General features: G+C 49.5%; 24 protein-coding genes. 11 read left to right on the top strand and 13 right to left on the bottom strand.

The window, feature by feature from the left end:
* Window positions 1-14 precede the first annotated feature (14 nt).
* A complete protein-coding gene (locus KNP80_RS08910) occupies window positions 15-3,197 on the bottom strand; it encodes a bifunctional diguanylate cyclase/phosphodiesterase (protein WP_214834545.1) in 3,183 nt (1,060 codons plus the stop codon).
* Window positions 3,198-3,350: 153 nt separating this feature from the next.
* Here KNP80_RS08910 and KNP80_RS08915 point away from each other — a divergent pair, with 153 nt between their 5' ends.
* Window positions 3,351-3,662, top strand: a complete 312-nt coding sequence (locus KNP80_RS08915) for a hypothetical protein (RefSeq protein WP_214834547.1) — start codon at window positions 3,351-3,353, stop codon at window positions 3,660-3,662.
* 41 nt (window positions 3,663-3,703) lie between these two features.
* On the opposite strand, the gene KNP80_RS08920 is transcribed toward KNP80_RS08915, so the two are convergent.
* On the bottom strand, window positions 3,704-4,696 hold the full coding sequence (locus KNP80_RS08920) for an LLM class flavin-dependent oxidoreductase (protein WP_214801764.1): 993 nt from the start codon (window positions 4,694-4,696) through the stop codon (window positions 3,704-3,706).
* Between the two features lie 274 nt (window positions 4,697-4,970).
* Here KNP80_RS08920 and KNP80_RS08925 point away from each other — a divergent pair, with 274 nt between their 5' ends.
* Together KNP80_RS08925 and KNP80_RS08930 are read left to right on the top strand one after the other, a co-directional pair.
* Window positions 4,971-6,347 (top strand): YjiH family protein, encoded by a 1,377-nt coding sequence (locus KNP80_RS08925; RefSeq protein ID WP_214834549.1) that lies wholly within the window; start codon window positions 4,971-4,973, stop codon window positions 6,345-6,347.
* 73 nt (window positions 6,348-6,420) lie between these two features.
* Complete coding sequence (locus KNP80_RS08930) at window positions 6,421-7,077, top strand: C39 family peptidase (RefSeq protein WP_214834551.1); 657 nt, start codon at window positions 6,421-6,423, stop codon at window positions 7,075-7,077.
* Here KNP80_RS08930 and KNP80_RS08935 read toward each other — a convergent pair.
* On the bottom strand, window positions 7,065-7,874 hold the full coding sequence (locus KNP80_RS08935; protein ID WP_214834552.1) for a hypothetical protein: 810 nt from the start codon (window positions 7,872-7,874) through the stop codon (window positions 7,065-7,067). The genes KNP80_RS08930 and KNP80_RS08935 overlap by 13 nt on opposite strands.
* Window positions 7,875-7,970: 96 nt before the next feature.
* Here KNP80_RS08935 and rluF point away from each other — a divergent pair, with 96 nt between their 5' ends.
* A complete protein-coding gene (rluF, locus tag KNP80_RS08940) occupies window positions 7,971-8,681 on the top strand; it encodes a 23S rRNA pseudouridine(2604) synthase RluF (RefSeq protein WP_214710769.1) in 711 nt (236 codons plus the stop codon).
* Window positions 8,682-8,712: 31 nt separating this feature from the next.
* Here rluF and KNP80_RS08945 read toward each other — a convergent pair whose 3' ends face one another.
* Window positions 8,713-9,129: a hypothetical protein gene (locus tag KNP80_RS08945; RefSeq protein WP_251131204.1), complete on the bottom strand. Its 417-nt coding sequence runs from the start codon at window positions 9,127-9,129 to the stop codon at window positions 8,713-8,715.
* Between the two features lie 53 nt (window positions 9,130-9,182).
* The gene (locus tag KNP80_RS08950) at window positions 9,183-9,632 is read right to left on the bottom strand and encodes a hypothetical protein (RefSeq protein WP_214834556.1); all 450 of its coding nucleotides are present in this window, start codon (window positions 9,630-9,632) and stop codon (window positions 9,183-9,185) included.
* A gap of 122 nt (window positions 9,633-9,754) precedes the next feature.
* Between KNP80_RS08950 and KNP80_RS08955 the strand changes: the two genes are divergently transcribed.
* On the top strand, window positions 9,755-10,081 hold the full coding sequence (locus KNP80_RS08955; RefSeq protein ID WP_214834559.1) for a hypothetical protein: 327 nt from the start codon (window positions 9,755-9,757) through the stop codon (window positions 10,079-10,081).
* Window positions 10,082-10,308: 227 nt separating this feature from the next.
* Here KNP80_RS08955 and KNP80_RS08960 read toward each other — a convergent pair whose 3' ends face one another.
* Complete coding sequence (locus KNP80_RS08960; protein WP_214834561.1) at window positions 10,309-11,058, bottom strand: SDR family NAD(P)-dependent oxidoreductase; 750 nt, start codon at window positions 11,056-11,058, stop codon at window positions 10,309-10,311.
* 122 nt (window positions 11,059-11,180) lie between these two features.
* Between KNP80_RS08960 and KNP80_RS08965 the strand changes: the two genes are divergently transcribed.
* Window positions 11,181-11,807: a TetR/AcrR family transcriptional regulator gene (locus tag KNP80_RS08965; protein WP_214834564.1), complete on the top strand. Its 627-nt coding sequence runs from the start codon at window positions 11,181-11,183 to the stop codon at window positions 11,805-11,807.
* Between the two features lie 25 nt (window positions 11,808-11,832).
* On the opposite strand, the gene gloA2 is transcribed toward KNP80_RS08965, so the two are convergent.
* Complete coding sequence (gloA2, locus tag KNP80_RS08970) at window positions 11,833-12,213, bottom strand: SMU1112c/YaeR family gloxylase I-like metalloprotein (RefSeq protein ID WP_058765255.1); 381 nt, start codon at window positions 12,211-12,213, stop codon at window positions 11,833-11,835.
* Window positions 12,214-12,492: 279 nt separating this feature from the next.
* Between gloA2 and htpG the strand changes: the two genes are divergently transcribed.
* From htpG to ahpF, 4 genes are all read left to right on the top strand, one after another.
* Entirely contained in the window at window positions 12,493-14,361 is a 1,869-nt protein-coding gene (gene htpG / locus KNP80_RS08975) for a molecular chaperone HtpG (RefSeq protein WP_214834566.1), read from the top strand.
* Window positions 14,362-14,457: 96 nt separating this feature from the next.
* Complete coding sequence (locus KNP80_RS08980) at window positions 14,458-15,255, top strand: SRA domain-containing endonuclease (protein ID WP_214834568.1); 798 nt, start codon at window positions 14,458-14,460, stop codon at window positions 15,253-15,255.
* Window positions 15,256-15,588: 333 nt separating this feature from the next.
* Entirely contained in the window at window positions 15,589-16,152 is a 564-nt protein-coding gene (gene ahpC / locus KNP80_RS08985; RefSeq protein ID WP_021067918.1) for an alkyl hydroperoxide reductase subunit C, read from the top strand.
* Between the two features lie 12 nt (window positions 16,153-16,164).
* Complete coding sequence (ahpF, locus tag KNP80_RS08990; RefSeq protein WP_214834570.1) at window positions 16,165-17,688, top strand: alkyl hydroperoxide reductase subunit F; 1,524 nt, start codon at window positions 16,165-16,167, stop codon at window positions 17,686-17,688.
* Window positions 17,689-17,702: 14 nt separating this feature from the next.
* Here the strand turns inward: ahpF and KNP80_RS08995 are convergent, their stop codons facing one another.
* On the bottom strand, window positions 17,703-18,116 hold the full coding sequence (locus KNP80_RS08995) for a hypothetical protein (protein ID WP_131472010.1): 414 nt from the start codon (window positions 18,114-18,116) through the stop codon (window positions 17,703-17,705).
* 172 nt (window positions 18,117-18,288) lie between these two features.
* On the opposite strand from KNP80_RS08995, the gene KNP80_RS09000 reads away from it, so the two are divergent.
* Window positions 18,289-19,149 (top strand): IS30 family transposase, encoded by an 861-nt coding sequence (locus tag KNP80_RS09000; RefSeq protein WP_214834572.1) that lies wholly within the window; start codon window positions 18,289-18,291, stop codon window positions 19,147-19,149.
* A gap of 261 nt (window positions 19,150-19,410) precedes the next feature.
* Here the strand turns inward: KNP80_RS09000 and KNP80_RS09005 are convergent, their stop codons facing one another.
* The 5 genes from KNP80_RS09005 to KNP80_RS09025 form a co-directional block, all read right to left on the bottom strand.
* Complete coding sequence (locus KNP80_RS09005; protein WP_029333958.1) at window positions 19,411-20,118, bottom strand: Crp/Fnr family transcriptional regulator; 708 nt, start codon at window positions 20,116-20,118, stop codon at window positions 19,411-19,413.
* 64 nt (window positions 20,119-20,182) lie between these two features.
* Window positions 20,183-20,416, bottom strand: coding sequence for a heavy-metal-associated domain-containing protein (locus KNP80_RS09010; RefSeq protein ID WP_214834574.1), 234 nt, complete (start codon window positions 20,414-20,416; stop codon window positions 20,183-20,185).
* A gap of 65 nt (window positions 20,417-20,481) precedes the next feature.
* The gene (locus KNP80_RS09015; protein ID WP_128123856.1) at window positions 20,482-20,781 is read right to left on the bottom strand and encodes an iron-sulfur cluster repair di-iron protein, ric; all 300 of its coding nucleotides are present in this window, start codon (window positions 20,779-20,781) and stop codon (window positions 20,482-20,484) included.
* Window positions 20,782-20,814: 33 nt separating this feature from the next.
* The gene (locus KNP80_RS09020; RefSeq protein WP_029333960.1) at window positions 20,815-21,048 is read right to left on the bottom strand and encodes a heavy-metal-associated domain-containing protein; all 234 of its coding nucleotides are present in this window, start codon (window positions 21,046-21,048) and stop codon (window positions 20,815-20,817) included.
* A 192-nt stretch (window positions 21,049-21,240) separates the two neighbouring features.
* Entirely contained in the window at window positions 21,241-22,998 is a 1,758-nt protein-coding gene (locus tag KNP80_RS09025) for a heavy metal translocating P-type ATPase (RefSeq protein ID WP_214834576.1), read from the bottom strand.
* Window positions 22,999-23,128 lie beyond the last annotated feature (130 nt).

Consider the following 23,128-nt stretch of genomic DNA (forward strand, 5'->3'; position numbering starts at 1 on the left):
ATGATACCTCCGTATCAATTTTCTTGATGGGAGTCGTACACGTAATACCCATCCCCACCGCAATTTTTAGCGACGTACATCGCCGCATCCGAGTGATGAATCATCGCATCGAGCGAAGCGTGGTCTTCCGAACAAGCGACGCCTATGCTGGCCGACAACCGCAAGGACAAGCCATCTCCGACGTTCATTTCCTGGGAAATGAGACGATTCAACTCCTCAAATCGGTCTGCTTCAACTATTTCTCGCTCCGTATCGATGACGATTAAAAACTCGTCGCCTGCGAAGCGATACGCCTTCCCGTCATACGTTTGACTGAACGAGCGAATCCGTCGTGCCGTCTCGATGAGCACTTCGTCCCCGATCAGATGACCGTAGGAATCGTTTACTTGTTTAAAATCATCCAAATCGATGAACAACAGCACGACCGACTGCTTCCGATTCATCTTTTGTCTCATGTCGGTCATGAACGAGTGCCGGTTCGCCAATTTCGTCAAACTGTCTTGGGTGATGAGTTCGATGACTTCCTGATGCTTACGTTCGCGCCGAATCTCGTTCTCCATCCACCGGGTCACGAGCAATATCGTATCCGTCATCTCGTTGATCGTCGCTGCGTCGACGACGTCGTTCAAGCTACCCTGTTCGGCCAAGAACACGACCCAACCGAACGTCTTGCCATCATTGGACAACGGCAGACTGATCATCGAGCTAAACTCGATTCCATCGATCACAAGTTCGGCACGACCTAATTTTTGGTGCCCGATTGTCGTCAAAGCATGAAGTTGTTGCAGGGCATCACTCGTCCAGTCGAGCCTGCCTTCCCCGTCCTCGGATAAGACGCGATGTTTCGACTCCGTCGAGAAGACGACGGCATGGGAATAGCCGATCCAGCCGCGGAGCACCGTCTGAATCCGTTTTAGTTTATTGCCGAACGGTTCATGAAGCGCCGTCACCTCATACAGCGACTCGAGCGTCTGTTGACGTTGGGCCTGGGCCCGTGTCTGTTCCGTCAATTCGATTTCAGCCATGACCCAACGCGCAAAATCTTCAAGCGACTGCAACGCTGCCTCGTCAAACGTGCGAGCTCGTTCGTCCGTCACACAAAGCGTGCCGATGACATGTCCGCTTCGCGTCGTGAGCGGAACACCGGCATAAAAACCGAGGTTTTCAAGCAACGGATTGTTTGTCCCGGCCTCAGACGTCTGCACATCCTCGATGACAACCGACGATTGGCCAGTCACGACCCGATCACACAGCGTCCATTCCCGGTCCACGTGTGGGCTCTCAAGCAAGGGACCCGCGCAGGACTTGAACCATTGTTGGTCTGTCGTCAAAATCGAGATGAGCGCGACCGGCATGTTCAGCGTGCGCGCGACAAGCCTCGTAATCCGATCATAGCGCTCCTCTCGCGGAGTGTTTAAAATCTCAAGGCGCAGAATCGTCTTCAAACGCTCGGCTTCTTGTTCATCAAGTACCGTCGATGGAGAAGTCGTGGCCAACTCGAGTTGCCGCAGCGCCGCATGTTGATAGACGAGCGCATCGAGCGCCTGTTGGAGATCATTTAGTGGGAGTGGACGACTGAAGAAATACCCCTGAATCTCATCACAACCGAGCTGTTCCATCACCCGGTACTGCGCTTCCGTCTCGACCCCCTCGGCCGTGACCTCTAAATTCAATTTTTTAGCGAGTGAGACAATCAATTTGACGATTTCATACTCTTTCAGGCCGTTGTCTTTATCCAATTGACTGATGAATGAGCGGTCGATTTTAATGCCGTCAATCTCAAACATCTTCAAGTAATTGAGGGAAGAGTAGCTGACGCCGAAGTCGTCAATCAACACGCGAAAGCCTTTCGTTTTCAAATAGTCGACCGTCTGAATACCAAGGAGCGGTTCTTGCATAAGCGTATGTTCCGTGATCTCAAACTCGAGCTGTTCTGGTCTCAACCCGTATGTCGCGAGCACCTGTAATAACTGTTTGATATAGTCTTGTCGAAACAACACCGGGGATACGTTGACCGCGACACGTCGCCCTGCAAACAGGTCCGGTTGCTCGATCATGTCACGACAGACGCGGTCGAAAACGAACCCGGTAATGTCTTCAATCAAGAGCGACGTTTCGGCAATCTTAATAAACGTTTCCGGTGAGACGTTACCGAGCGCCGCACTATGCCACCGCACGAGCGCCTCAAAATGAACCACCCCGTCCTGACAGCCAACTTTCGGTTGATAGACGACGCTCAGTTCATCTGCTTTCAGTCCCTTGATGAGTTCCATCTCAATCGTCATCTCATCGATATAATGTTGGACGTAATCGTCCTTTTCGTACACTTTGATGATTTGCTTGCCCGCTTGTCTCGCTTCGAGGAGCGCCGTTGACGCATTCATGATGACCCCGTCGGCGTCCTCGCTCCCCGCGCTGATTCCGAGACAACCGGATAAAGCGAACTCGGTCTCGGCCACTTGGTACGTGTACGCTGCGATGGCCGCTAGCAATCGTTCCCCATGTATCGTCGCCGTCTCGATTGAGGTGTAGGGCAACACGGCAATAAAATCTTCACCGTCTACGCGTCCGATAATCGATCCTTTCGGCAACAGGTCCGATAAGTGCCGCGTCACCTCTTTAATCAGGCGATGAGATTGTTCCACGCCTTGCAAGGACAAGATGATTTTAAACCGGTTGATGTGCAACCGCATGACGCTCGTCACTTCCGCTCCTTCTCGTTGCGTGAACAGCTTCTCGAGCTCGAGCTTCACTTTCATCAAGTTCGGCATCCCGGTCAAATAATCGATGTTCTCGATGCTGCTCAATAGCTTCATCTCTGCCTCTTCCGATAAATCGGTCGTCAGCCCTAACACATAACGCACGTTACCCGCCTCATCTTCGAGCGGCATGAGGACCGATGATGCGAAGCGGGCCGTATTGGCCTCGATGTTCATCTGCGACATGAAATAGACCGGTGCATGCGTCGCGACGACTTCGTCATAATGCACGATTAACTCGTTGGCGACATCGACCGCATACATATCATGTAAATACAAGCCACTCACATCGTCCGGGAGCGAGGACGCCAGTTTCCCCTGTTCACTGACGCGTGCGTAACGATATCCCTCAGGTGTCACTTCCATCAAAAACACCATCCGGTATAATTGAACGAATACGTCAAACAAATAGTGCGGGTCAATCTTCATCTGCTGCATACTGTACCTCCAGGCAATCTCCGTTTCTTCTAGTTTAGTGGTTTTAGCCGGTCTTGTTCACGAAACCGTTTAAAAAAAGGGGAAGACGTTTTTAACGAGCGGGCAATAATCGGGTATAGATAAATAAACGTCACAAAAGTGAGGTGAACCATCATGCTCAGTCGAAACGTCTATCCACAGACACAGCCAGGAAAATGGTCGGTTCTCTTGTTGCTTGCGGTGTTCGTGCTCTTATTCGTGTCTGCTCTCATCGTCCAATCCGCTCAACCGTTCAACTTCGACACGTTATTCGACAATACGTGGGCGGCCGTTGTCTCGATGTTGGCCATCGCCGCCGCACTCGGTGCGTTCGTAGTCGGGATGTATACCATCTTACGCAATCACGAACGTTCGGTCGCCGTCTTCTTTACCGTCTCGCTCGGCGGGCTTGTCGCTTTGCTCGTGCTCATGCAACTGTTCCTCTAACTGACAAACGCACCTTTCCGTTAGGAATAGGTGCGTTTTTGTCATAGAAGTTCTTTGGCGAGCAACCGATAGACGTTCAAGCGGCTCTCTTGTGTATGCTGGATGCTGCAAATCATCGCCTCATCAAATCCATAATGGACCGATTCTTCCTGCAGTTGCGTCGCAATCTGCTTCGGTGTCCCGACGAGATGGATTTTTCGGTTGTTGGCGATTTGAATCTTGTCGATCTCGGTGAGCGGATAGTCGTGTGCCGCCTCCGGGCTCATCAATTGGCGGAGCTGCCCTTTCATCAAGAACAGGCGTGATAAATCCGACGGACGTGCCAAATACTCGGCCTCTTCTTCCGTCTCAGCCGTCGTGACGAGATATGTGACGCTGATGTCCGGCTTCTCCATGAAAGCGGACGGGGTGAAATGCTGACGATACGCGTCGAGCGCCGCGACACTCAGCTCCCCATTGAAGAATTGAGCGAAGGAATAGCCGAGCCCCATCCGGCCTGCTTGGATGGCGCTGTTCCCGCTCGATCCGAGGAGCCATGCCTCAGGAAGTGACACACCCGTCGGCGCTGCCGGCGTATTCTTATACCATCGTTCTTCCGGCGCCTCATCGTTGATGAGTTGGAGTGTCGTCCCGAGCTTTTCATACAGGCCGTCCATCATCGGTTTTTGACCCTGCGACATCGCGTAGATGGCGTTCGCGTCCCCACCCGGTGCCCGGCCGACCCCGAAGTCGATACGTCCCGGTGCGAGTGCGCTGAGCGTCTTGAACACTTCGGCCATTTTGAGCGGGGAATAGTGCATCATCATGATTCCACCTGAACCAAGACGAATTCGTTCTGTTTTGGCCGCAATATAAGCCGCGACGACTTCCGGTGCCGAGCTGGCAAACGACATGCCACCGTGATGTTCGGCCATCCACATCCGGTAATAGCCGAGCTCTTCTGCCAATTGGGCCAGTTCGACCGCACTTTGTAACGCATGTTCTGACGTATGTCCGGATGTCACCGGCGCTTGATCCAATACACTTAATCTCATCTGTATCGCTCCGTTCCTAAAGTATATATGGTGAATATCTCGATTTTGTAAGACTCGCCGTCATCATACTAAAGTGAGCCGGAGAATACGAATAGTTCGCTCTTGAGAACGCTTTCTATATTTCAGAAGATTACAACGAATTGTTGCCGGCTCGCTGTTCACTTCTCTATAATGAACGGGAAGAAGCTATTCCTTCATAGCAATTCACGTAACGCACGATGGGGACGTGCCAGTGAAGCGCACACTACACTTTCGGGGAAAAGGGGTAAATTGAATGAATCACACACCAAACCGGTCCGGTCATGACGGGCCCAGATTCACGTCAGCAGATTACATGAAATTCATCATTCCATCGTTAATCGGGATTCTATTCTTCATCGTCCCAATCCCGTCTGGTGACGGGTTCACCATTCCCGTCGCCTTTTTATCGAACTGGCTGATTGATTTGATCGGCGGCATCGTACCGACGATTGCCGTCATCATGATGGGCATCTCGGTCGTCGGCTCACTCATCGCGTATGCGGTCAAACCGGCGTTCATCTTAGAGCGCCCTCATTTGAACACGTTGTTCAACGTCACACCGTTTTGGTTTGTGATGCGCGTCATCGGCTTCATCACCGGCTTTATGACGTTACTCGTCATCGGGCCCGAGGCGATCACGTCCGAGTTCACGGGCGGCCTGTTGTTATATGATTTAATCCCGATTTTGTTCGCGACGTTCTTGTTCGCCGGGATGTTATTACCGCTCCTGTTGAACTTCGGGCTGCTCGAGTTCGTCGGAACGATGCTCATCAAAGTGATGCGCCCGCTGTTCCGCCTCCCGGGTCGGGCCTCGCTTGACGCGCTCGCGTCTTGGGTCGGGGACGCCACAATCGGAATTTTATTGACGACGAGACAGTACGAAGAAGGCTATTACACGAAACGAGAAGCCTCGATTATAGCCACGACTTTCTCCGTCGTGTCGATCACGTTCACAATCGTCATCTTGTCGTACATGGAGCTCGACGCCTACTTCCCGCATTATTATGGCACGATCATCCTATCCGGTATCGTCGCCGCGCTCATCATGCCGCGCATCTATCCGTTGTCCCGTAAGCCCGACACGGCGTATGAAAAGACGGAGTTGAAATCGGAAGAACCGGTGCCGGCGAATGTCCCAATGCGCGTCTGGGCACTGCGTCAAGCATTGCTCAAATCAAAATCGAGTAAAGGGGCCGGCGCCACGTTCAAGGACGGGTTCCAAAACGTGCTCGACATGTGGCTCGGCATTTTGCCGGTCGTCATGGCCGTCGGAACGATCGCGCTCGTCATCGCTGAACATACATCATTGTTCACGATTCTCGGCAAGCCGTTCGAACCGATTCTCATGTTGTTACAAGTGCCAGAAGCAGAGGCCGCGGCCCAGACGATGGTCGTCGGGTTCGCCGATATGTTCTTGCCGGCCGTGCTCGGCAGCGGCATCGAGAGCGAGTTGACGCGATTCGTCATCGCCTGTGTGTCCGTCACCCAGCTCATCTTCATGTCTGAGGTCGGCGGACTGTTGCTCGGCTCGAAATTGCCAATCTCGTTCTTCGATCTCGTTCTCATCTTCTTGTTACGGACGATCATCACGTTACCGATTATCGTCGGGATTGCCCATCTCATCTTTTAACGACAACACGCCCGTTCTCTCATTCCAGAGGACGGGCGTTGTTTGTATAATAAAGAAAAAAGGGAGGTGCGTCATGGACGAACATTATGCCGGCCAGCTCGAAGTGGCAAAGAAAGGTTACGCTGGAATCATCGACCCCAAGGCCTACGTGAACGACCGCTATCACGGCCATTGGACGGTCAAGAGCGAGAAGCGCATCAACGGGGTTCCAGTGTTGCTTCAAAAAGCGTTCAACGGGGGCAAGAACAATTGTACACTCACCTCGATGACGGCTATTTTCCGCTATTACCATGACCTTGGCTATGAGCGCATCCCGGAGGACGTAATCGAGATTCAACGAGACGCACGTGAGATTGCGCTCGCTCATCAGTTCAAAGATGAGAAGGGCACACCGCCGACTCGAATCAGTACGATTGTTACGAAACTATGGGCCCATTACGGCTACAAAGGGCACAGCAGCTCACGTTATTTATGGAAATGGTCGACGTTCGAGCGCGAACTCGCGGCCGATCGCCCCTTCATCTTGAATATGGCGAATGGGTTCTATAAAAATCACTCCGTGACCGGAATCGGGTACACCATCTTCCACAAGCCCGGCTTTCCCGACGTCATCTTGCTCGAGGTGCTCGATAACCGCTCCCGCGACATCCGCTATATCGATTTCAACGAGTTCAACTTTTGGGGCAGCATCACGCGCGTGTATCCGCCACAGGACGTTCAGGAGAAATAACGACGAGCGCTCGCTTCGATGGCCGACCCGATTTGCATCAGATGCTCCCGTTTCGCATACGAGCCATGGTGGAGCCCAAACGCGTCTCGACCGTTCCCGAGACCGACGAACACTTCGGACGGTTTGACATGCAGTCCGACCATCGGGACATGGAGCGTCGCATGATAACCGAGCTCGAACCGGGCACTCGGATACGCGTCCAGCCGTTCACTGTGCGTGAACCCATTAAATGCCGCACAGTTATCACGCCCAAGGACGATCAAACGGGACGGGTTCACATAACGAATCGTCCGTTCGAGCAAATCGAGCGATGTCGGGTGCTCCATCCATTGGCGTCCTGTTCGCAATTGGCCCATCTGACGCGACGTCGCATATTTGAAAAAGTCGACATGGAGCGCGGACCCGTCGTAGAACGAGCGACCCATACCTTCGAGCAGGGCCTCGAGTTTCGCCCCTCCCGGTTTGCCGAACCAGCTCGTCGTCGCCCGTCCGGCCTCGAAGTAAGCCGCGGCGTAGTGAAGTGTCGCGTCGAGCGCGTTGTCATCTTGCAAGTAGACATCGGGTGATTCGTCACGCCAATAGAACTTTTGTGACTCTCCTCTACGAACGGTTCCGTCCCGTTCAAAAAATTCGCCGCGCGACGGATTCGTCCCGACGGTGAGCGACTGTCGCTCCGTCGGGCGCCCATACCATAGGACCGGAGAGGCCCCCTCAATCAATTCCGCCTGAAACGACGACGTCATGAGCGCTTGTTGAAATCGAATCGCGTCTTGCAATAGCAATCGTGCTTGATCCATCGTGCCACATCCTCTCTACTCGTTCGTTTCCCGCTTTCAGGCACATGTAAAATACGTTATAGTGAGAGGACGAAGCCAAAAAAAGGACGTGGATCTATGCGTATCAATAAATTCATCAGTGAATCCGGCAAGGCGTCCCGCCGCCAAGCCGACCGTCTCGTCGAAGAAGGACGGGTCACTATCAACGGGAAGAAAGCGAAAATCGGCGACCAAGTGAACCCAGGGGACGAAGTGCTCGTCAACGGTTCGGCCGCCCGCGTCGCACGAAACAACGTCTATATCGCCGTCCATAAACCGGTCGGCATCACGAGCACGACCGAGAAGAAAGTCAAAGGCAACTTGGTCGACCTCGTCAACCACCCGCTCCGCATCTTCAATATCGGCCGTCTCGATAAAGACTCGGAAGGGCTCATCTTGATGACGAACGACGGTGATATCGTCAACGAGATTCTTCGCGCCGAGGGTGAGCACGAGAAAGAATACATCGTCTCAGTCGATAAGCCAATCACTCCGGAGTTCGTCGAACAGATGGAAGCCGGCGTCAGAATCCTCGGCCAGAAGACGTTGCCGTGTAAAGTCCACCAACTGTCGAAGTTCGATTTCAACATCACGCTGACACAAGGGCTCAACCGCCAAATCCGTCGCATGTGTGAAGCGCTCGGTTACGAAGTGTACCGCCTTCAGCGCGTACGTGTCATGAATATCACGCTCGGCAAGCTCCCGCCCGGACAATGGCGCGACCTGTCGAAAAAAGAACGCGAGCAGTTGTTCCGCGAATTGAATTACGAACCGAAAGAATGGTACTAAAACAAGCCCAGACGCTTTTTGTCTGGGCTTGTCATCGTTCATAGAGCGATGCGACATGGTCGGTCTCTCGTCGGATGAAGCGTTTGAGTTGAGCGCATAAGTCATCGAGCTGCCCCATCGTCGTCTTGAACTTGAAGGTCGCATGGAAGTGGTCGAACGGATCGTGTTGCCACTCGTCATGGATGAAGACGTCGACTTGAATCGTGCCTGTCCGATCAATCAGCGTGAACGTGAGGCTGATTTTATGGTCATCCGCATCCGGGTCCAACAACTGCCAAATCACGGGTTCCTTGCCCCAGGTGTTGTTGAATCCAGCAATCGAGTCAATCAGTTCTTGCAGTGTCTCGTCCTGCATATATACATCTTGATTGCTCGAACAGACGGATGCATGGAGCTGAAGCCTAATCTGGTAAAACAGCTCGGTCTCATCCATCCAAATCCGTTCCATCTCAAATTGAGTTTTCACTTTCTACACCCGCTTTCTCGTTTTGACTTGGCCACTTATTCTGGGCGAAGCGATTCGACCCAATCGGTTTCGCACGCCAAGAATGCCGACAGTTGTCGCTGCAACTCATCCATCTGCCCCATCGTCGTCTCGAACGAGAACGTCGCCTTCATGTCTCCACCATCGCCTTTCATTTGTTCCATCTCAATATTGACCCGAACGGTCCCTCGCGCATTCGCCAGTTCGAACCTTAACGAGACGTGAACGAGCGGGACATCGAGCGCCCAAGTCTCAGGTGACTTCCCGTTTCGTGCATTGAACGCCCAAGTCTCAGGTGACTTCCCGTTTCGTGCATTGAACGCCCGTAACGTGGAGACGAGTGATTCGATGTCGGCACCTGTGACATATTCGTCCACCGTGACCGCGCACCATTTCCCTTTCAGCGTCAATTCGACTTCCATTTCCAACACGTCTTCCCAAATCCGTCTCAGTTTGAACTGTTCCACCCTCGTCCCCCCATTCTCTCATTTCGACTATATCATATCGTTTCCACGAAACCCGTCAACTTTTGGTCAAAACGGGAATAGACCTATACAGATGATTTCGCAACGAAAAGAGGTGAATCGTCATGAATGGCGCCTTGTTCCCTCGCACCTCGGTCGGCAAGTGGTCCATCATCCTCATCGGCTTGTTCCTGGCCATGTACGTGCCGTTCCTCCTGCTCGATAACTTCGATACGACCTTCCACTCGACGCTTTGGAGCGACAACGCCGCGAACATGCTCCGGCTCAGCTATATGACCACGTTCTCCGTCCTCGGACTCGGAGCGTTCGTGACCGGCTGGTGGGCCATCTTGAAACGAAAAGAATTTGCTGTGCTCGTCTTCTTCGCGGCCGTCCTCGGCTCCGGACTGTTCATCCTCTTGGTCATGGAGCTCCTCGGCATCTTCGAGTAGAAGATAAAACAAGGAGTTCGCCGCGGCGAACTCCTTGTTGTTTGCGCACTTATTTGACGATGACTTGCTTCATCTGGCTGGCGCGGCCTTTCGCATCTTCGATATGAATCGAGAGACGCTATTTTAGGAAACTCTTGATTTGTCTATCTCTAATATGGTTTTTTCGAAAAATAATTTAAAAAACAGGTCAGAGGAATTTTTCCCCTGACCTGAACGAGTTGTGTTGCTTATTTTGCTGTGACGCCCCCATCGACCGGAAGTTCGATTCCCGTGATGTGATTTGCCTCATCCGACGCGAGGAAGAGGACGGCCGTCGCCACTTCTTCAGCCCGACCGAGATTCGGCAAAGCGATTTGATTCAAGAAATGTTGTTTATAATCCGGGTGTTCCATGTGCGGCGCACTCATCGGTGTCACGATATAGCCCGGATGGACCGAGTTGACGCGAATGTTGTGTTTCCCGTAATCGACGGCCGCCGCTTTCGTGAGCGACCGAACGGCTCCTTTCGAGGCCGTATAGGCACCGGCACCGGCCATGCCTGTGAGCGCCGAGATGGACGAGATGTTGACGATCGACCCACCGCCGTTTTGCTCCATGAGCGGGATTGCATACTGTGTCCCGAGCATGACGCCATCGATATTGATCCGATACGTGCGCGCCCAGTCTTCCTCCGTCTGATCCAAGAACGGTTTTGCGAGCGCGATGCCCGCATTGTTGACGAGCACATCGAGCTTGCCGCACACGGACTGGACTTCGTTATAAATGTTTTCCCAATCGTTGCGTGACGTGACGTCGTGTTGAAGCGCAATCGCCTCGCCACCATTCGACCGAATTGTCTCCACGACGTGCGTCACCGCTTCAAAATTGATGTCCGTCGCGACGACGGTCGCCCCTTCGCGTGCGAACAGCTTGGCCGTCTCCTCACCCATACCACTGCCTGCCCCCGTAATGACCGCTACTTTCCCCGTTAACCGCATAATTCCATCTCCATTCCCTTAAATATGATAGTCTAACTATCATTATAGTAGTCGATGCACACTGGATTCTCAACGAAACTGCCTCGACACGGTATAATAACGACATACAAAGAGGTGATTTAATGAGTAAACGACAACAAAATAAAGAAGAACGTTTGAATCGCATCATCGAAGAAGCCGAGGTGCTCTTTTTACAAGATGGATTTGAACGGGTGCAGATGCAGGACATCGCGGATGCGTCCGAGCTTGGGGTCGCGACGCTGTTCCGGTACTTTCCGAAAAAAGACCAATTGATCGTCGCTGCGGCCGTTCGCAATTTGGCACCGACGCTCGATGCGTTCAAAGAACTGACGAACCGACCGGGAGATGCCTACTCGCGACTCGAGGCGATTCTCGACTATCTGCTCGACCAACAAGTGAAGCGGACGAACCACTCTCGTTTCCGTGAGGCGTTCGAGAGCTATGCCTCGTCCGTCGCAAGTCCCCTTCCCGGGATTGACGACTATATCGAGTTGCAGCGCGAAATCATGGAGACGCTCGAACCACTCATCGCGGACGGGAAGACGGACGGTTCGCTCCGGAGCGATCTCGACGTGAAAGCAACCGTCGTCACTGTCATCAACGCGTTCGGTACGTTCGGTAACAATATCATTTTGAAGTCTCACATCAGTTATTTAGAGGACGATATCGAACCGCGCATCCAACAACGGATGTTGCGAGAGATGCTCTTGTCGTATGTGCGCCCATAATAAAGCCCCTTCGCGTGAAGGGGCTTTATTCGTGCAGTTCGAGCGGCAGACCGTCTGGGTCAAAGAAGAACGTCATCTTCTCGCCCGTGAACGTGTCAAACCGAATCGGTTCCGTCGTGACACCGTGCGTATTCAGTTCGGCGACGACCGACTCGATGTCGTCGACTTTAAAGGCGAGATGACGGAGTCCACACGCCTCCGGGAAGCTCGGCCGTTTCGGACTGTCCGGTTTGATGAACAGCTCGAGCTCGTACGCGCCGAGCCGCAGGTCGATCTTGTGATCGCCTTTGTCCGGACGATGATGCTCGCGGATGACGTCGAAACCGAGGATATCGATGTAGAACCGTTTCGCCTCGTCATAATTTGAGGCGATAATCGCCACGTGATGGATGGTATGTAGTTGCATCATAATCCCCCATATACAAAAAAATGAGCACCTCTCACTAGAGGTGCTCTCGAAAAGTCTACCGCGTCGAACCACGCTCCACAACGTGCTCCCGAAGGAATGTCCGCCGTCTTACATAGACCAGCTCATCGCATGTACTCAACTATAGGTGAATCTGAGCCCCGCGTCAATCTTTTGTTTGAATCGGGTTGACATCTTCCTAAAAATTAGGATAATCAATAGTGTTAGCACTCTTATCATCAGAGTGCCAAAAACGAACAATTAAAAAGGAGAACGATCATGACAAAGAAACAGTTTCAAGCCGAATCGAAACGAATTTTAGAGTTGATGGTCCACTCAATCTATACGCATAAGGACATCTTCCTCCGTGAGCTCATCTCGAACGCGAGTGACGCCATCGACAAGATGTATTACCGGGCCTTGTCAGATGAGGCAATCGACTTCAACAAGGACGACTACTTCATTAAAGTCGAGCTCGACAAAGACGCCCGCACAATCACCATCCGTGACACCGGAATCGGGATGACGGCCGATGAGCTCGAATCGAACCTCGGGATCATCGCCAAGAGCGGCTCGCTCGCGATGAAGCAGGCGACGAAGATGGAAGAAGACCACAGCCTCATCGGCCAATTCGGTGTCGGCTTCTACTCGGCGTTCATGGTGGCAGACCGTGTGACGGTCCGCACCCGCTCGGTCGACAGTGAACAAGGCTACTTGTGGGAGTCGGAAGGCACAGACGGTTACACGATCGAGCCGACAGATAAGACCGACATCGGGACTGAGATCACGTTGCACGTGAAAGCTGACACGGACGACGAGACGTACTCATCGTTCCTCGAAGAGTACGAGATCCGTTCGCTCATCAAGAAGCATTCGGACTTCATCCGCTATCCGATTAAGCTCGACGTGACGAAGCACCGTCAAAAAGAAGACTCGGACGAGTACGAGGATTACGTCGAAGAAGAGACGGTCAACAGCATGGTGCCGATTTGGCGCAAACGGAAGAGCGAGCTCTCGGAGGAGGACTACAAGGCGTTCTATCACGAGAAACGCTACGGCTTCGATGAGCCGCTCAAACACCTTCACTTGAACGTCGACGGCTCGATCCGGTATCAGTCGATTCTCTACATCCCATCGACGGTCCCGTTCGACTATTACACGAAAGAGTTCGAGAAAGGGCTCGAGCTGTACTCGAACGGTGTCTTGATCATGGAGAAGTCGCCTGACCTGCTCCCGGACTATTTCGGTTTCGTCAAAGGGATGGTCGACTCGGAAGACCTGTCGCTCAACATTTCCCGGGAGATGTTGCAGCAGGACCGCCAACTTCGCGTCATCGCCAAGAACGTGAAGTCGAAAATCAAAGGCATGCTCGAGAAGATGCTCCAAAACGAGCGCGAGGACTACGAGAAATTCTTCGAGTCGTTCGGCCGTCAGCTCAAGTTCGGCGTCTACGACCAGTTCGGCGCCGCCAAGGACGAGTTGAAAGACTTGCTCTTGTTCCACTCGTCGAACGAGAAGAAGCTCGTCACGCTTAAAGAATACGTCGAACGCATGAAAGACGACCAGAAGTACATCTATTACGCGACGGGTGAATCGATTCACCGCATCGACCTTCTCCCTCAGGCGGAACGCTTGAAAGAAGAAGGGTTCGAGATTCTCTACTTCACTGAAGAAATCGACGAGTTCGCCATCAAAATGCTCCAGTCGTATGACGACAAAGAGTTTAAGTCGATCGCGAGCGGTGACCTCGGGCTTGATGACGAGGCGGCCCATTCGCTCAATGAGGACAACAAGGACTTGTTCGCCTTCATGAAACAAGAACTGGGCGACCGCGTCAAAGAAGTGCGCGCATCGACACGTCTCAAGTCACATCCGGTCTGCTTGACGGTCGCCGGTGACGTCTCAATCGAGATGGAGAAGATTTTGAACACGATGCCGAATGGCGGTGGCATGAAAGCTGAAAAAGTGCTTGAAGTGAACGCCGATCACGCCATCTTCCGGACGTTACAGCGCATCTATAAGGAAGATGAAGCGAAAGCGAAACAGTATACCGATTTGCTCTATCAGCAGGCACTCCTCATCGAAGGGCTACCGATTGAAGACCCGGTCGCCTATTCGAACGCGGTGTGCGCGTTGATGGCAGAATAATTGAAAGGCAGAGGGCGACCTCTGTCTTTTTCATTTATTCGTATGGAGACGTGATACAATTTAACGTAGAAGAAATTCTTGGGAATGAGGTGTCATATGCTGTTCGAAAAAAATAAGTTGTATAAACGCTCTGAACTTCACGATCGTTACGGTGGAAGTCGACAACGAGGGATTAGTACCCCAAACAAACATAAACTCATCTTTATATTCGATAGTGGAATGGACGAAGAGTTTGGCTATAAAAATGGCTGGAATGAAGATGACGGTCTCTACTATTACAGCGGAGAAGGACAGGAAGGGAATCAATCGTTTTCTTTCGGAAATAAAGCTCTACTCAACCATGTAGAAAATGGCGAAGACGTTTATTTATTCGAATCGCTTGGACGAGGGACTTACCGCTTTGTCGATCAACTCATTTTAATTGGTTTTGATATTCAATTTGGAATTGATAAGTATCACAATCAACGAGAAGTGATCGTCTTTGCGTTTGAACCACTGCATGTAATTCAGGAAGAAGCCCATCAGTTCTCATCGACGATGCGCTTTAAATCAATTGAAGAGTTAGAGGAAATTGCATCTCGCGACCCAAAACGAGCAACTGGTTTAAGCATGTCCGCTCGAAAGTTACAAGTTCGCGAACAAACAGCAGCGCTTCATTATTATGTGCTGGCTCGTGCCAATAACTGTTGCGAAGCTTGTGAGAAACCAGCTCCGTTTGAAACGGAAAACGGACCTTATCTCGAGCTCCACTCGCTCTACAAAGAATCCGATGATGGCTTGTCGCAACCTGACCAAGTTGTAGCAGTTTGTCCGAACTGTCACGCTCGCCTCCATAAAGGCATAGATCGAGTAGAATTTAATCAAGATATCATCCATAAGATTCAGCAACCTTAATCTGCCGTCAGATTGAGGTTTTTTTATTGGTAAATGATAATGTAACGATTTATGACGAGAATCTCGTATTCGTTTCTTTATCAAATAGGAGTATATGAGTAAGCTTTTATTTTTTTCACATAGGTTATTGAAAACAAAAGTACATTTATTTTGTAATCGTTTTCTTTCCTTTCATCAAGCGTTTTAACCATTTAACGTTGATATATCAACATTTTCCCAGACATGCAAACGCCTTGACATTTTTGGCGGGTTATATGAAGTTAGTATTACATTATAATTATTCTAGTAGAGACGAAAGTCCACTAGAGTAAAAAACCAAGGAGGACATATCCCATGTCATTAATCGGCAAAGAAATCTTACCTTTCAAAGCACAAGCATTCCAAACAGGTGAATTCCTCGAAGTATCGGACAACGACTTCAAAGGTCAATGGAGCGTCGTTTGCTTCTACCCAGCTGACTTCACATTCGTCTGCCCGACTGAACTTGAAGACCTTCAAAACGAATACGCGACACTTAAAAACCTCGGCGTCGAAGTCTACTCAGTATCGACTGACACACACTTCACGCACAAAGCATGGCACGAAACATCAGAGAAAATCGGCAAAATCGAGTACATCATGATTGGTGACCCATCACACACAATCTCACGTAACTTCGACGTCTTGAACGAAGAAGATGGTCTTGCTGACCGCGGTACGTTCATCATCGACCCAGACGGCGTCATCCAAACAGTTGAAATCAACGCAGGCGGCATCGGCCGTGACGCGAGCACACTCGTCAACAAAGTCAAAGCGGCACAATACGTCCGCAACAACCCAGGCGAAGTTTGCCCGGCGAAATGGGAAGAAGGTTCTGCGACACTTCGCCCGAGCCTCGACCTCGTCGGCAAGTTGTAAGGAGCGGATTTCATGTTAGAAGCAGATATTAAACAACAGTTGGACCAATATCTCCAGCTCATGGAGGGCGATGTCGTCCTCCGTGTGAGCGCTGGAGACGACGCGGTCTCTAAAGAGATGCTCGACCTCGTGAACGAACTCGCGAGCATGTCGTCACGCATCTCGGTCGAGCACGTCACGCTCGTTCGCACACCGAGCTTTAGCGTGAACCGCCCGTCTGAAGAGACAGGGATCGTCTTCGCAGGGATCCCGCTCGGTCACGAATTCACGTCACTCGTCCTCGCGTTGCTCCAAGTGAGCGGCCGGGCGCCGAAAGTGGACGCGGATGCGATCAAACAGATTCAAAACATTCAAGGCACGTACCACTTCGAATCGTATATCAGCCTCAGCTGCCACAACTGCCCGGACGTCGTCCAGGCACTCAACGTCATGAGCGTCCTCAACCCGAACATCTCACACACGATGATCGACGGTGGCGCGTTCAAGGCAGAAGTGGAAGCGAAAGAAATCATGGCTGTCCCGACCGTCTTCTTGAACGGTGAGGCGTTCGGTAACGGACGCATGTCACTTGAAGAGATTTTGGCGAAACTCGGAACTGGTCCTGACGCTTCGGCATTTGAAAACAAAGACCCATATGACGTCCTCGTCATCGGTGGCGGCCCGGCCGGTGCGAGCGCAGCGGTTTACGCGGCTCGTAAAGGCATCCGGACCGGTATCGTCGCGGAACGCTTTGGTGGTCAAGTGATGGACACGATGGGGATTGAGAACTTCATCGGCACATCTTACACGGAAGGCCCGAAACTCGTCGCGAGCTTGGAAGAGCACGTGAAAGAATACGGCATCGACGTCATGAATCTCCAACGCGCGAAGCGTCTTGAGAAAACTGACCTCATCGAAGTCGAACTTGAGAATGGTGCCGTCTTGAAGAGTAAGAGCGTCATCCTGTCGACTGGTGCTCGCTGGCGCAACGTCAACGTGCAAGGTGAAGCCGAGTTCAAAAACAAAGGTGTCGCCTACTGCCCGCACTGTGATGGCCCTCTCTTCGAAGGCAAGCGCGTCGCGGTCATCGGCGGCGGTAACTCTGGGATTGAAGCAGCCATCGACCTCGCTGGAATCGTCAAACACGTGACGGTGCTCGAGTTCGCTGCCGAACTCAAAGCTGACCAAGTGCTTCAAGACCGTCTCCACAGCCTCCCGAACGTGACCGTCGTCACGAACGCTCAGACGACAGAAATCACGGGTACGGATAAAGTGAACGGCATCTCGTACTTGTCACGCGAGACGAACGAGACGCATCACGTTGAACTCGAAGGCGTCTTCGTCCAAATCGGCCTCGTCCCGAACACGGACTGGCTCGACTCGGTCGAACGCAACAACTTCGGTGAGATCGTCGTTGATCGTCATGGCGCGACGAACGTTCCAGGTGTGTTCGCAGCAGGTGACTGCACGAACAGCGCCTACAAACAGATCATCATCTCGATGGGATCTGGTGCGACTGCCGCACTCGGTGCTTTCGATTATATGATTCGCAACTAATCAGAAACGCGTCCTCACATTGGAGGACGCGTTTTTATAATGTCTCCTGAATCGGGTAAAAACAAGACTCGGTCCCCTGAATCGATTTCAAATAAATAGACACGGTTTGGTTGAAACGGATTCCAGCCTTCGTTCACCACCCCGACATCATTCACATAGTTCACGTTCTTATGTACTTGTTTCAGGTTATGTTCTGCCTCAGCGACCGAATAATTCGGCAACCCGAAGTAAATTGCTCCAGCAATCAATAATGAAAAGATGACTCCCATTCTTATCCGATATCGGTTTTCTAAACTCTTTAGGCCAATCAACGTCACGATAATCATACTGGTCGCCGTTCCAAACGCCGCCGAGTTTCCATACCAAGCCTCATTTACGACCATCATTCCTCCAATGGCCAATATCCCGAACATCCACCACCACTTCATCCCCATCACCTCTCTTCAATTATCCCAAAAACAGGAAAATAGGCAACTTCATTTTGGTTTGATGAATTATAAAATTAAGTGCAACACCCAAAAGTGAACGCACAAAAAGCCCACAGCGACGTCCTCGTGTAGAATGAAGTTACGACACAAACATTCAGACGGAGGAATCGCTATGAGCTATATTCATCTTCCCACAACGGAACGCGTGAAAATAGAGACGTATCTGGAGCTTGGGATGTCCATCCGGTCCATCGCGAGACGGCTCGGGCGACAGCCCTCGACCGTCTCGCGGGAAATCAGACGGAACCCCGACTACGTGGCTGAACGTGCCCAGAAACGCTACGAGAAGGCGAAGACCAACTGTGGCGCCAAGACGAAACTCGACGACACGATGCGCCGGACGATCGTCGGGAAGCTGCGTGCGACCTGGTCCCCGGAACAGATCGTCGGCCGTCTCTACACAGGAATAATTGCCTTCTCCACCATCTACCGTTGGATCTATGCGAGACGGATCGACGTGCCCCTGACCGTGCTCCGCCAGAAAGGGAAACGTCAAAAGCCGACCGAGACGCGCGGGCGCATCAACGTCAGACTCTCCATCTCGCAACGGCCGGCGGAGGTCAGGGGGCGCCGGACGTTCGGGCACTGGGAGCTCGACACCGTCGTCTCCGGACGAGGGAAGTCGAAGGCGTGCGTCGCGACGTTCATCGAGCGGAAGAGCCGGTTCTATCTCGCCCTGCCGATCGCGGACCGCACCGCGGCCTCGATGGAGGGGGCGATTCATGCGGTGCACGCCGCCTTCCCGGAGGGCACGTTCAGGACGGCGACGACGGACCGGGGCAAGGAGTTCAGCTGCCACGAGAACGCCAACGGCCTCCTGCGCGAGTTCTTCCCGAAAGGATCGGACTTCGCGACGGTCGGCCAAGGAGAGATCGTGGACGCGCTCGCCAAGATCAACGGGCGGCCGAGGAAATGTCTCGGCTGGAAGACCGCACACGAGGCCTTCGCGGAGGAAGTGTTGCGCTTAATTTGACAAACCGTCCAGAGTAATTAGCTTAGTTAATAGGGGTGTTTTGCTAATGAATTATGCAGTTGACACAAGTTTATGTCATCTTGGTAAAATAAGTGCCAAATAAGTAGCCATTTCTCTTTCTTTTTGTAGATAAACATTGTTAAATCAACAAAAATTAGCAATCCATTTTATATGCTAATTGGATTGCTAAAATGTTTGTTATTTTATGTTTTGTACTATTAAACTTAACACGTTAATGATGGCACGCTACTCTGCTTATATTTATTTAGTATGAAGTAACAATTGATCTAAATCCATTATTTTAATTTTCTTTTTCGGTAACTGTTTAATCAATCCAAGTTCTTCTAGAGTAGTAAATTTACGGCTGATTGTTTCTGGTGTGGTACCAAGATACGAGGCTAAATCCTTTTTGGACATTGGTAAGATAATCGTTGGACTATTGCCACTTCCCTTTTCAATATTCTCAGCTAAAAAGGATATAATGCGGGTTTCTACATTTTCAATCGCTACTTGTGTGGTTTGTTTTTCAGAATCCTTTAAACGCATCGTTACTTCTGACAGTATTTTTAATGAGATCTGCGGATATTCCACCAAATACTTCTGTAAATCACCTCGTTTAATTAAACAAATAGATGTATTTTGTAGTGCTTCCGCATAATTCTCATGAATACTTCCAGGTTGGAAAATGGCGACTTCACCTGTAAAATCACCAGGATTTAAAATGCGAACAAGTTGTTCTTTTCCAGAATCCGATAAGCGGTAAATCCGAGCCTTACCTGAATTGATAATATATAAGGTATCATCTTCCTCATCTGCACGGAATAACATTTCCCCTTTTTTAAGATGAAGTGTCTTGGCAGATTCCGCAATCAAATCCATTTGTGAGTCTTCCAAATGGTTGAAAATGGGGACAATACGAATACATTCTGCATGTCCATGTTGGTGATGACAACATTGGTTTTGTTCCAAAATAACCTCTTCCTTTTATAAAAAGCCTAAGAGGGCATCCTAGGCTTCCTTTCTATTCACTCGATTAAGCAGGTTTTACCTTTGATTTGACAACAGGATATCCTAAGTCTTCAATTGCCTTTTCGATATCGTTAATAGCGACTGCTTCTGAATCAAAATCTACTTTTACTTTACTTGCATTGAACATTACTTTCAAGCTATCTTGATTCACACCGTTTATTCCTTTCACCGTATTTTCAATCTTTTGGAGACAAGATGGGCAAGATAAGGTTTCTAATTGAATCGTTGCTTTTTGCATAAATCATTTCCCCCTTCATTTTTTAACGACCGTAAACCAATCTATTCTTTTGTTTTTGAGTTACTTTAAGCCTGATATGCTTTATCTACTTCTGATAACATCTCGAATGTGCCTCCATACGTTTCACATACATCTCCAGGAATGGTGTAGTTGTCTGTGATTTTTCGTAATTGAGCAAATTCAGCATCTAAGTCAGGTTTGTTCGTACCTGCGTCTTTTACTTTTCCACTAATTGTTTCAAACAATTCACGTACTTCAAAGGCTTCTGGGTGATTCTTACCATGGGCCCGTGTAATTGCAGTGGTGTATAAATCTAGCTTTTCAAAATGGTTTGTTATTACTTCGTTAAATGTCTGTTCAGACATTATTCGTTCCCTCTCTCTTGTGGTTTTTTGGTCTTAGGCCGATTTTACTTTTGATTTGACGACTGGATATCCTAAGTCTTCAATGGCTTTTTCGATATCGTTAATGGTGATCGTTTCTGAATCAAAATCTACTTTTACTTTACTGGCATTAAATAATACTTTTAAGCTATCATGATTAACCCCGTTTAATCCTTTCACCGCATTTTCAATCTTTTGCATACAAGATGGACAAGATAATGTTTCTAATTGAATAACTGCTTTTTGCATGAATTATTTCTCCTTTCATCTTATCTTTTATTTTTTTGTTTTCCCTCTTCTTCTTTACAATTTAAGTATAGTTCAGGTTCAACGAAATGAATTTGATGCAAATCAAGTTTTAAGAAAAAGTAGGGGAGTATTTTGTTCTTCCTACCTGAATACTTCCCCTTTATCATTCATCAAGACTGCTTTCTATTAAAATTATTCTCTCAAACGGTATCGAAGCAATCTCATACCATTCAAGATGACTACTAAGATACTTGCTTCGTGAACCAACATCCCGATTGACATATTCATCCATTCACCAAATAGTAGGCTGGCAAGTAAGACTAATACCACACCAACTGCTATGGTAATGTTCTGTTTCATGTTTCTTGAAGTTGATTTTGTTAAGCCTAATGCGTGTGGTAAACGACTAAAGTCAGAATTCATTAAAACAACATCTGATGTTTCAATTGCAACATCTGTTCCACTTCCCATGGCAATTCCGATATCTGCTAAGGCTAGTGAAGGACTATCATTCACTCCGTCACCGACAAAGGCAATGATCCCGCCTTCTGCTTGCATTTTTTCGATATAAGCAGATTTTCCTTCCGGTAGCATATGACCATGTGCTTCTGTTAACCCAAGTTCTCGAGCAACTAAATCTACGGTTCCTTGGTTGTCCCCAGAAAGAACGACAAGGTTTTTGACCCCTAGTTTTTTCAGTTTTTGAAGATCTTTTTTAACACCTGGGCGGATTTGATCCCGAATACCCATCAGAACGTTTAATTCTCCGTCGACCGCAGTTAACACAAGAGAATTCCCATTTTTCTCAAAGCGTTCGACGTCTTTTTTAGCTTTTTCGCTTAATTTCACATTTTTCTTTTCCATTAAAGCTACGTTACCAACGGCTATACGATGAACACCTATTTTTGCTACAATTCCGCCACCTTTAACGACTTCGGTTTCTTCAACAGTAGAGAAAGTTATCTCGCCAATATCCTGTAGGACAGCTTTCGCTAGTGGGTGGTCCGATTCACGCTCCACACTTGCTAAATATCCTAGAACCTCTTCAGTATTTTTTCCGTAAAATTCTTTTTCGGCAACTTCAGGGTTTCCTACTGTCAATGTTCCTGTTTTATCAAAAACGATAGTATCTACTCTGCTAAAGTCATTGATAACTTCACTACCTTTTAAGAGGACACCATTACGTGCACCGTTTCCGATACCGGCAACGTTGGATACAGGAACCCCGATAACTAATGCACCTGGACATCCTAAAACAAGAATCGTGATAGCTAGTTCAATATCTTTTGAGAAAAACCAAACAATAAAACCAAGGACTAACACAGCTGGTGTATAGTATTTTGAGAATCGGTCAATGAAACGTTCTGCTTCTGATTTGGAATCCTGTGCATCTTCCACTAATTCGATAATTCTACCAAATGTTGTATCTTCTCCAACACGATCAGCTCGAATTTGGATCGTTCCATTTTCTAAGATAGATCCTGCAAATACTTCAGAATCAACCTTTTTACTTACAGGTAGAGATTCTCCAGTAATACTTGCTTCATTAATGTGACCTTCACCAGTTAACACTGTTCCATCTACCGGAACTTTTGCACCCGTTTTAACTAATAAAATATCACCTTCGTCTACATCATCGACATCTACTTCTTCAAATTCTCCGTTTTCCATTTGCTTTAAAGCACTTTCTGGTGCCAGCTCTGTTAATTCTTTAATGGCAGAACGTGTTTTGTTCAAGGTACGCTGCTCCAAGTAAGAACCAAATAAGAATAAGAAAGTAACGATGGCTGATTCCTCATAATTTTGAATCAATACTGCTCCAATAACTGCAATGGTAACTAAAACATCAATACTGACAACTTTTACTTTTAATGCCTGATAGGCTTGGATTGCAATCGGCGCCACACCAAGAATGGATGCAATGATGAGCGACCAATTGAAAATGGCCATGTTTGTATTTTGCAATACAAATGTGCACAATAATGCAACGAAAAGTACAGAACTTTGCCAGCTAGGTTTTAGTGTTTCGACAACGCATGCGTGACGCGATAACTGTCACCTGTGAAATTTAGTATGTGAG

The sequence above is a fragment of the Exiguobacterium sp. E4787 genome, from assembly GCF_018618375.1.
Taxonomy (GTDB): domain Bacteria; phylum Bacillota; class Bacilli; order Exiguobacteriales; family Exiguobacteriaceae; genus Exiguobacterium; species Exiguobacterium chiriqhucha.

What these genes read in the sequence shown, in the direction of transcription:
- KNP80_RS08910 (WP_214834545.1), bottom strand. Translation starts at nt 3,197, where the DNA reads ATGCAGCAGATGAAGATTGACCCGCACTATTTGTTTGACGTATTCGTT.
- KNP80_RS08915 (WP_214834547.1), top strand. Translation starts at nt 3,351, where the DNA reads ATGCTCAGTCGAAACGTCTATCCACAGACACAGCCAGGAAAATGGTCG.
- KNP80_RS08920 (WP_214801764.1), bottom strand. Translation starts at nt 4,696, where the DNA reads ATGAGATTAAGTGTATTGGATCAAGCGCCGGTGACATCCGGACATACG.
- KNP80_RS08925 (WP_214834549.1), top strand. Translation starts at nt 4,971, where the DNA reads ATGAATCACACACCAAACCGGTCCGGTCATGACGGGCCCAGATTCACG.
- KNP80_RS08930 (WP_214834551.1), top strand. Translation starts at nt 6,421, where the DNA reads ATGGACGAACATTATGCCGGCCAGCTCGAAGTGGCAAAGAAAGGTTAC.
- KNP80_RS08935 (WP_214834552.1), bottom strand. Translation starts at nt 7,874, where the DNA reads ATGGATCAAGCACGATTGCTATTGCAAGACGCGATTCGATTTCAACAA.
- rluF (WP_214710769.1), top strand. Translation starts at nt 7,971, where the DNA reads ATGCGTATCAATAAATTCATCAGTGAATCCGGCAAGGCGTCCCGCCGC.
- KNP80_RS08945 (WP_251131204.1), bottom strand. Translation starts at nt 9,129, where the DNA reads ATGGAACGGATTTGGATGGATGAGACCGAGCTGTTTTACCAGATTAGG.
- KNP80_RS08955 (WP_214834559.1), top strand. Translation starts at nt 9,755, where the DNA reads ATGAATGGCGCCTTGTTCCCTCGCACCTCGGTCGGCAAGTGGTCCATC.
- KNP80_RS08960 (WP_214834561.1), bottom strand. Translation starts at nt 11,058, where the DNA reads ATGCGGTTAACGGGGAAAGTAGCGGTCATTACGGGGGCAGGCAGTGGT.
- KNP80_RS08965 (WP_214834564.1), top strand. Translation starts at nt 11,181, where the DNA reads ATGAGTAAACGACAACAAAATAAAGAAGAACGTTTGAATCGCATCATC.
- gloA2 (WP_058765255.1), bottom strand. Translation starts at nt 12,213, where the DNA reads ATGCAACTACATACCATCCATCACGTGGCGATTATCGCCTCAAATTAT.
- htpG (WP_214834566.1), top strand. Translation starts at nt 12,493, where the DNA reads ATGACAAAGAAACAGTTTCAAGCCGAATCGAAACGAATTTTAGAGTTG.
- KNP80_RS08980 (WP_214834568.1), top strand. Translation starts at nt 14,458, where the DNA reads ATGCTGTTCGAAAAAAATAAGTTGTATAAACGCTCTGAACTTCACGAT.
- ahpC (WP_021067918.1), top strand. Translation starts at nt 15,589, where the DNA reads ATGTCATTAATCGGCAAAGAAATCTTACCTTTCAAAGCACAAGCATTC.
- ahpF (WP_214834570.1), top strand. Translation starts at nt 16,165, where the DNA reads ATGTTAGAAGCAGATATTAAACAACAGTTGGACCAATATCTCCAGCTC.
- KNP80_RS08995 (WP_131472010.1), bottom strand. Translation starts at nt 18,116, where the DNA reads ATGAAGTGGTGGTGGATGTTCGGGATATTGGCCATTGGAGGAATGATG.
- KNP80_RS09000 (WP_214834572.1), top strand. Translation starts at nt 18,289, where the DNA reads ATGAGCTATATTCATCTTCCCACAACGGAACGCGTGAAAATAGAGACG.
- KNP80_RS09010 (WP_214834574.1), bottom strand. Translation starts at nt 20,416, where the DNA reads ATGCAAAAAGCAACGATTCAATTAGAAACCTTATCTTGCCCATCTTGT.
- KNP80_RS09015 (WP_128123856.1), bottom strand. Translation starts at nt 20,781, where the DNA reads ATGTCTGAACAGACATTTAACGAAGTAATAACAAACCATTTTGAAAAG.
- KNP80_RS09020 (WP_029333960.1), bottom strand. Translation starts at nt 21,048, where the DNA reads ATGCAAAAAGCAGTTATTCAATTAGAAACATTATCTTGTCCATCTTGT.
- KNP80_RS09025 (WP_214834576.1), bottom strand. Translation starts at nt 22,998, where the DNA reads ATGGCCATTTTCAATTGGTCGCTCATCATTGCATCCATTCTTGGTGTG.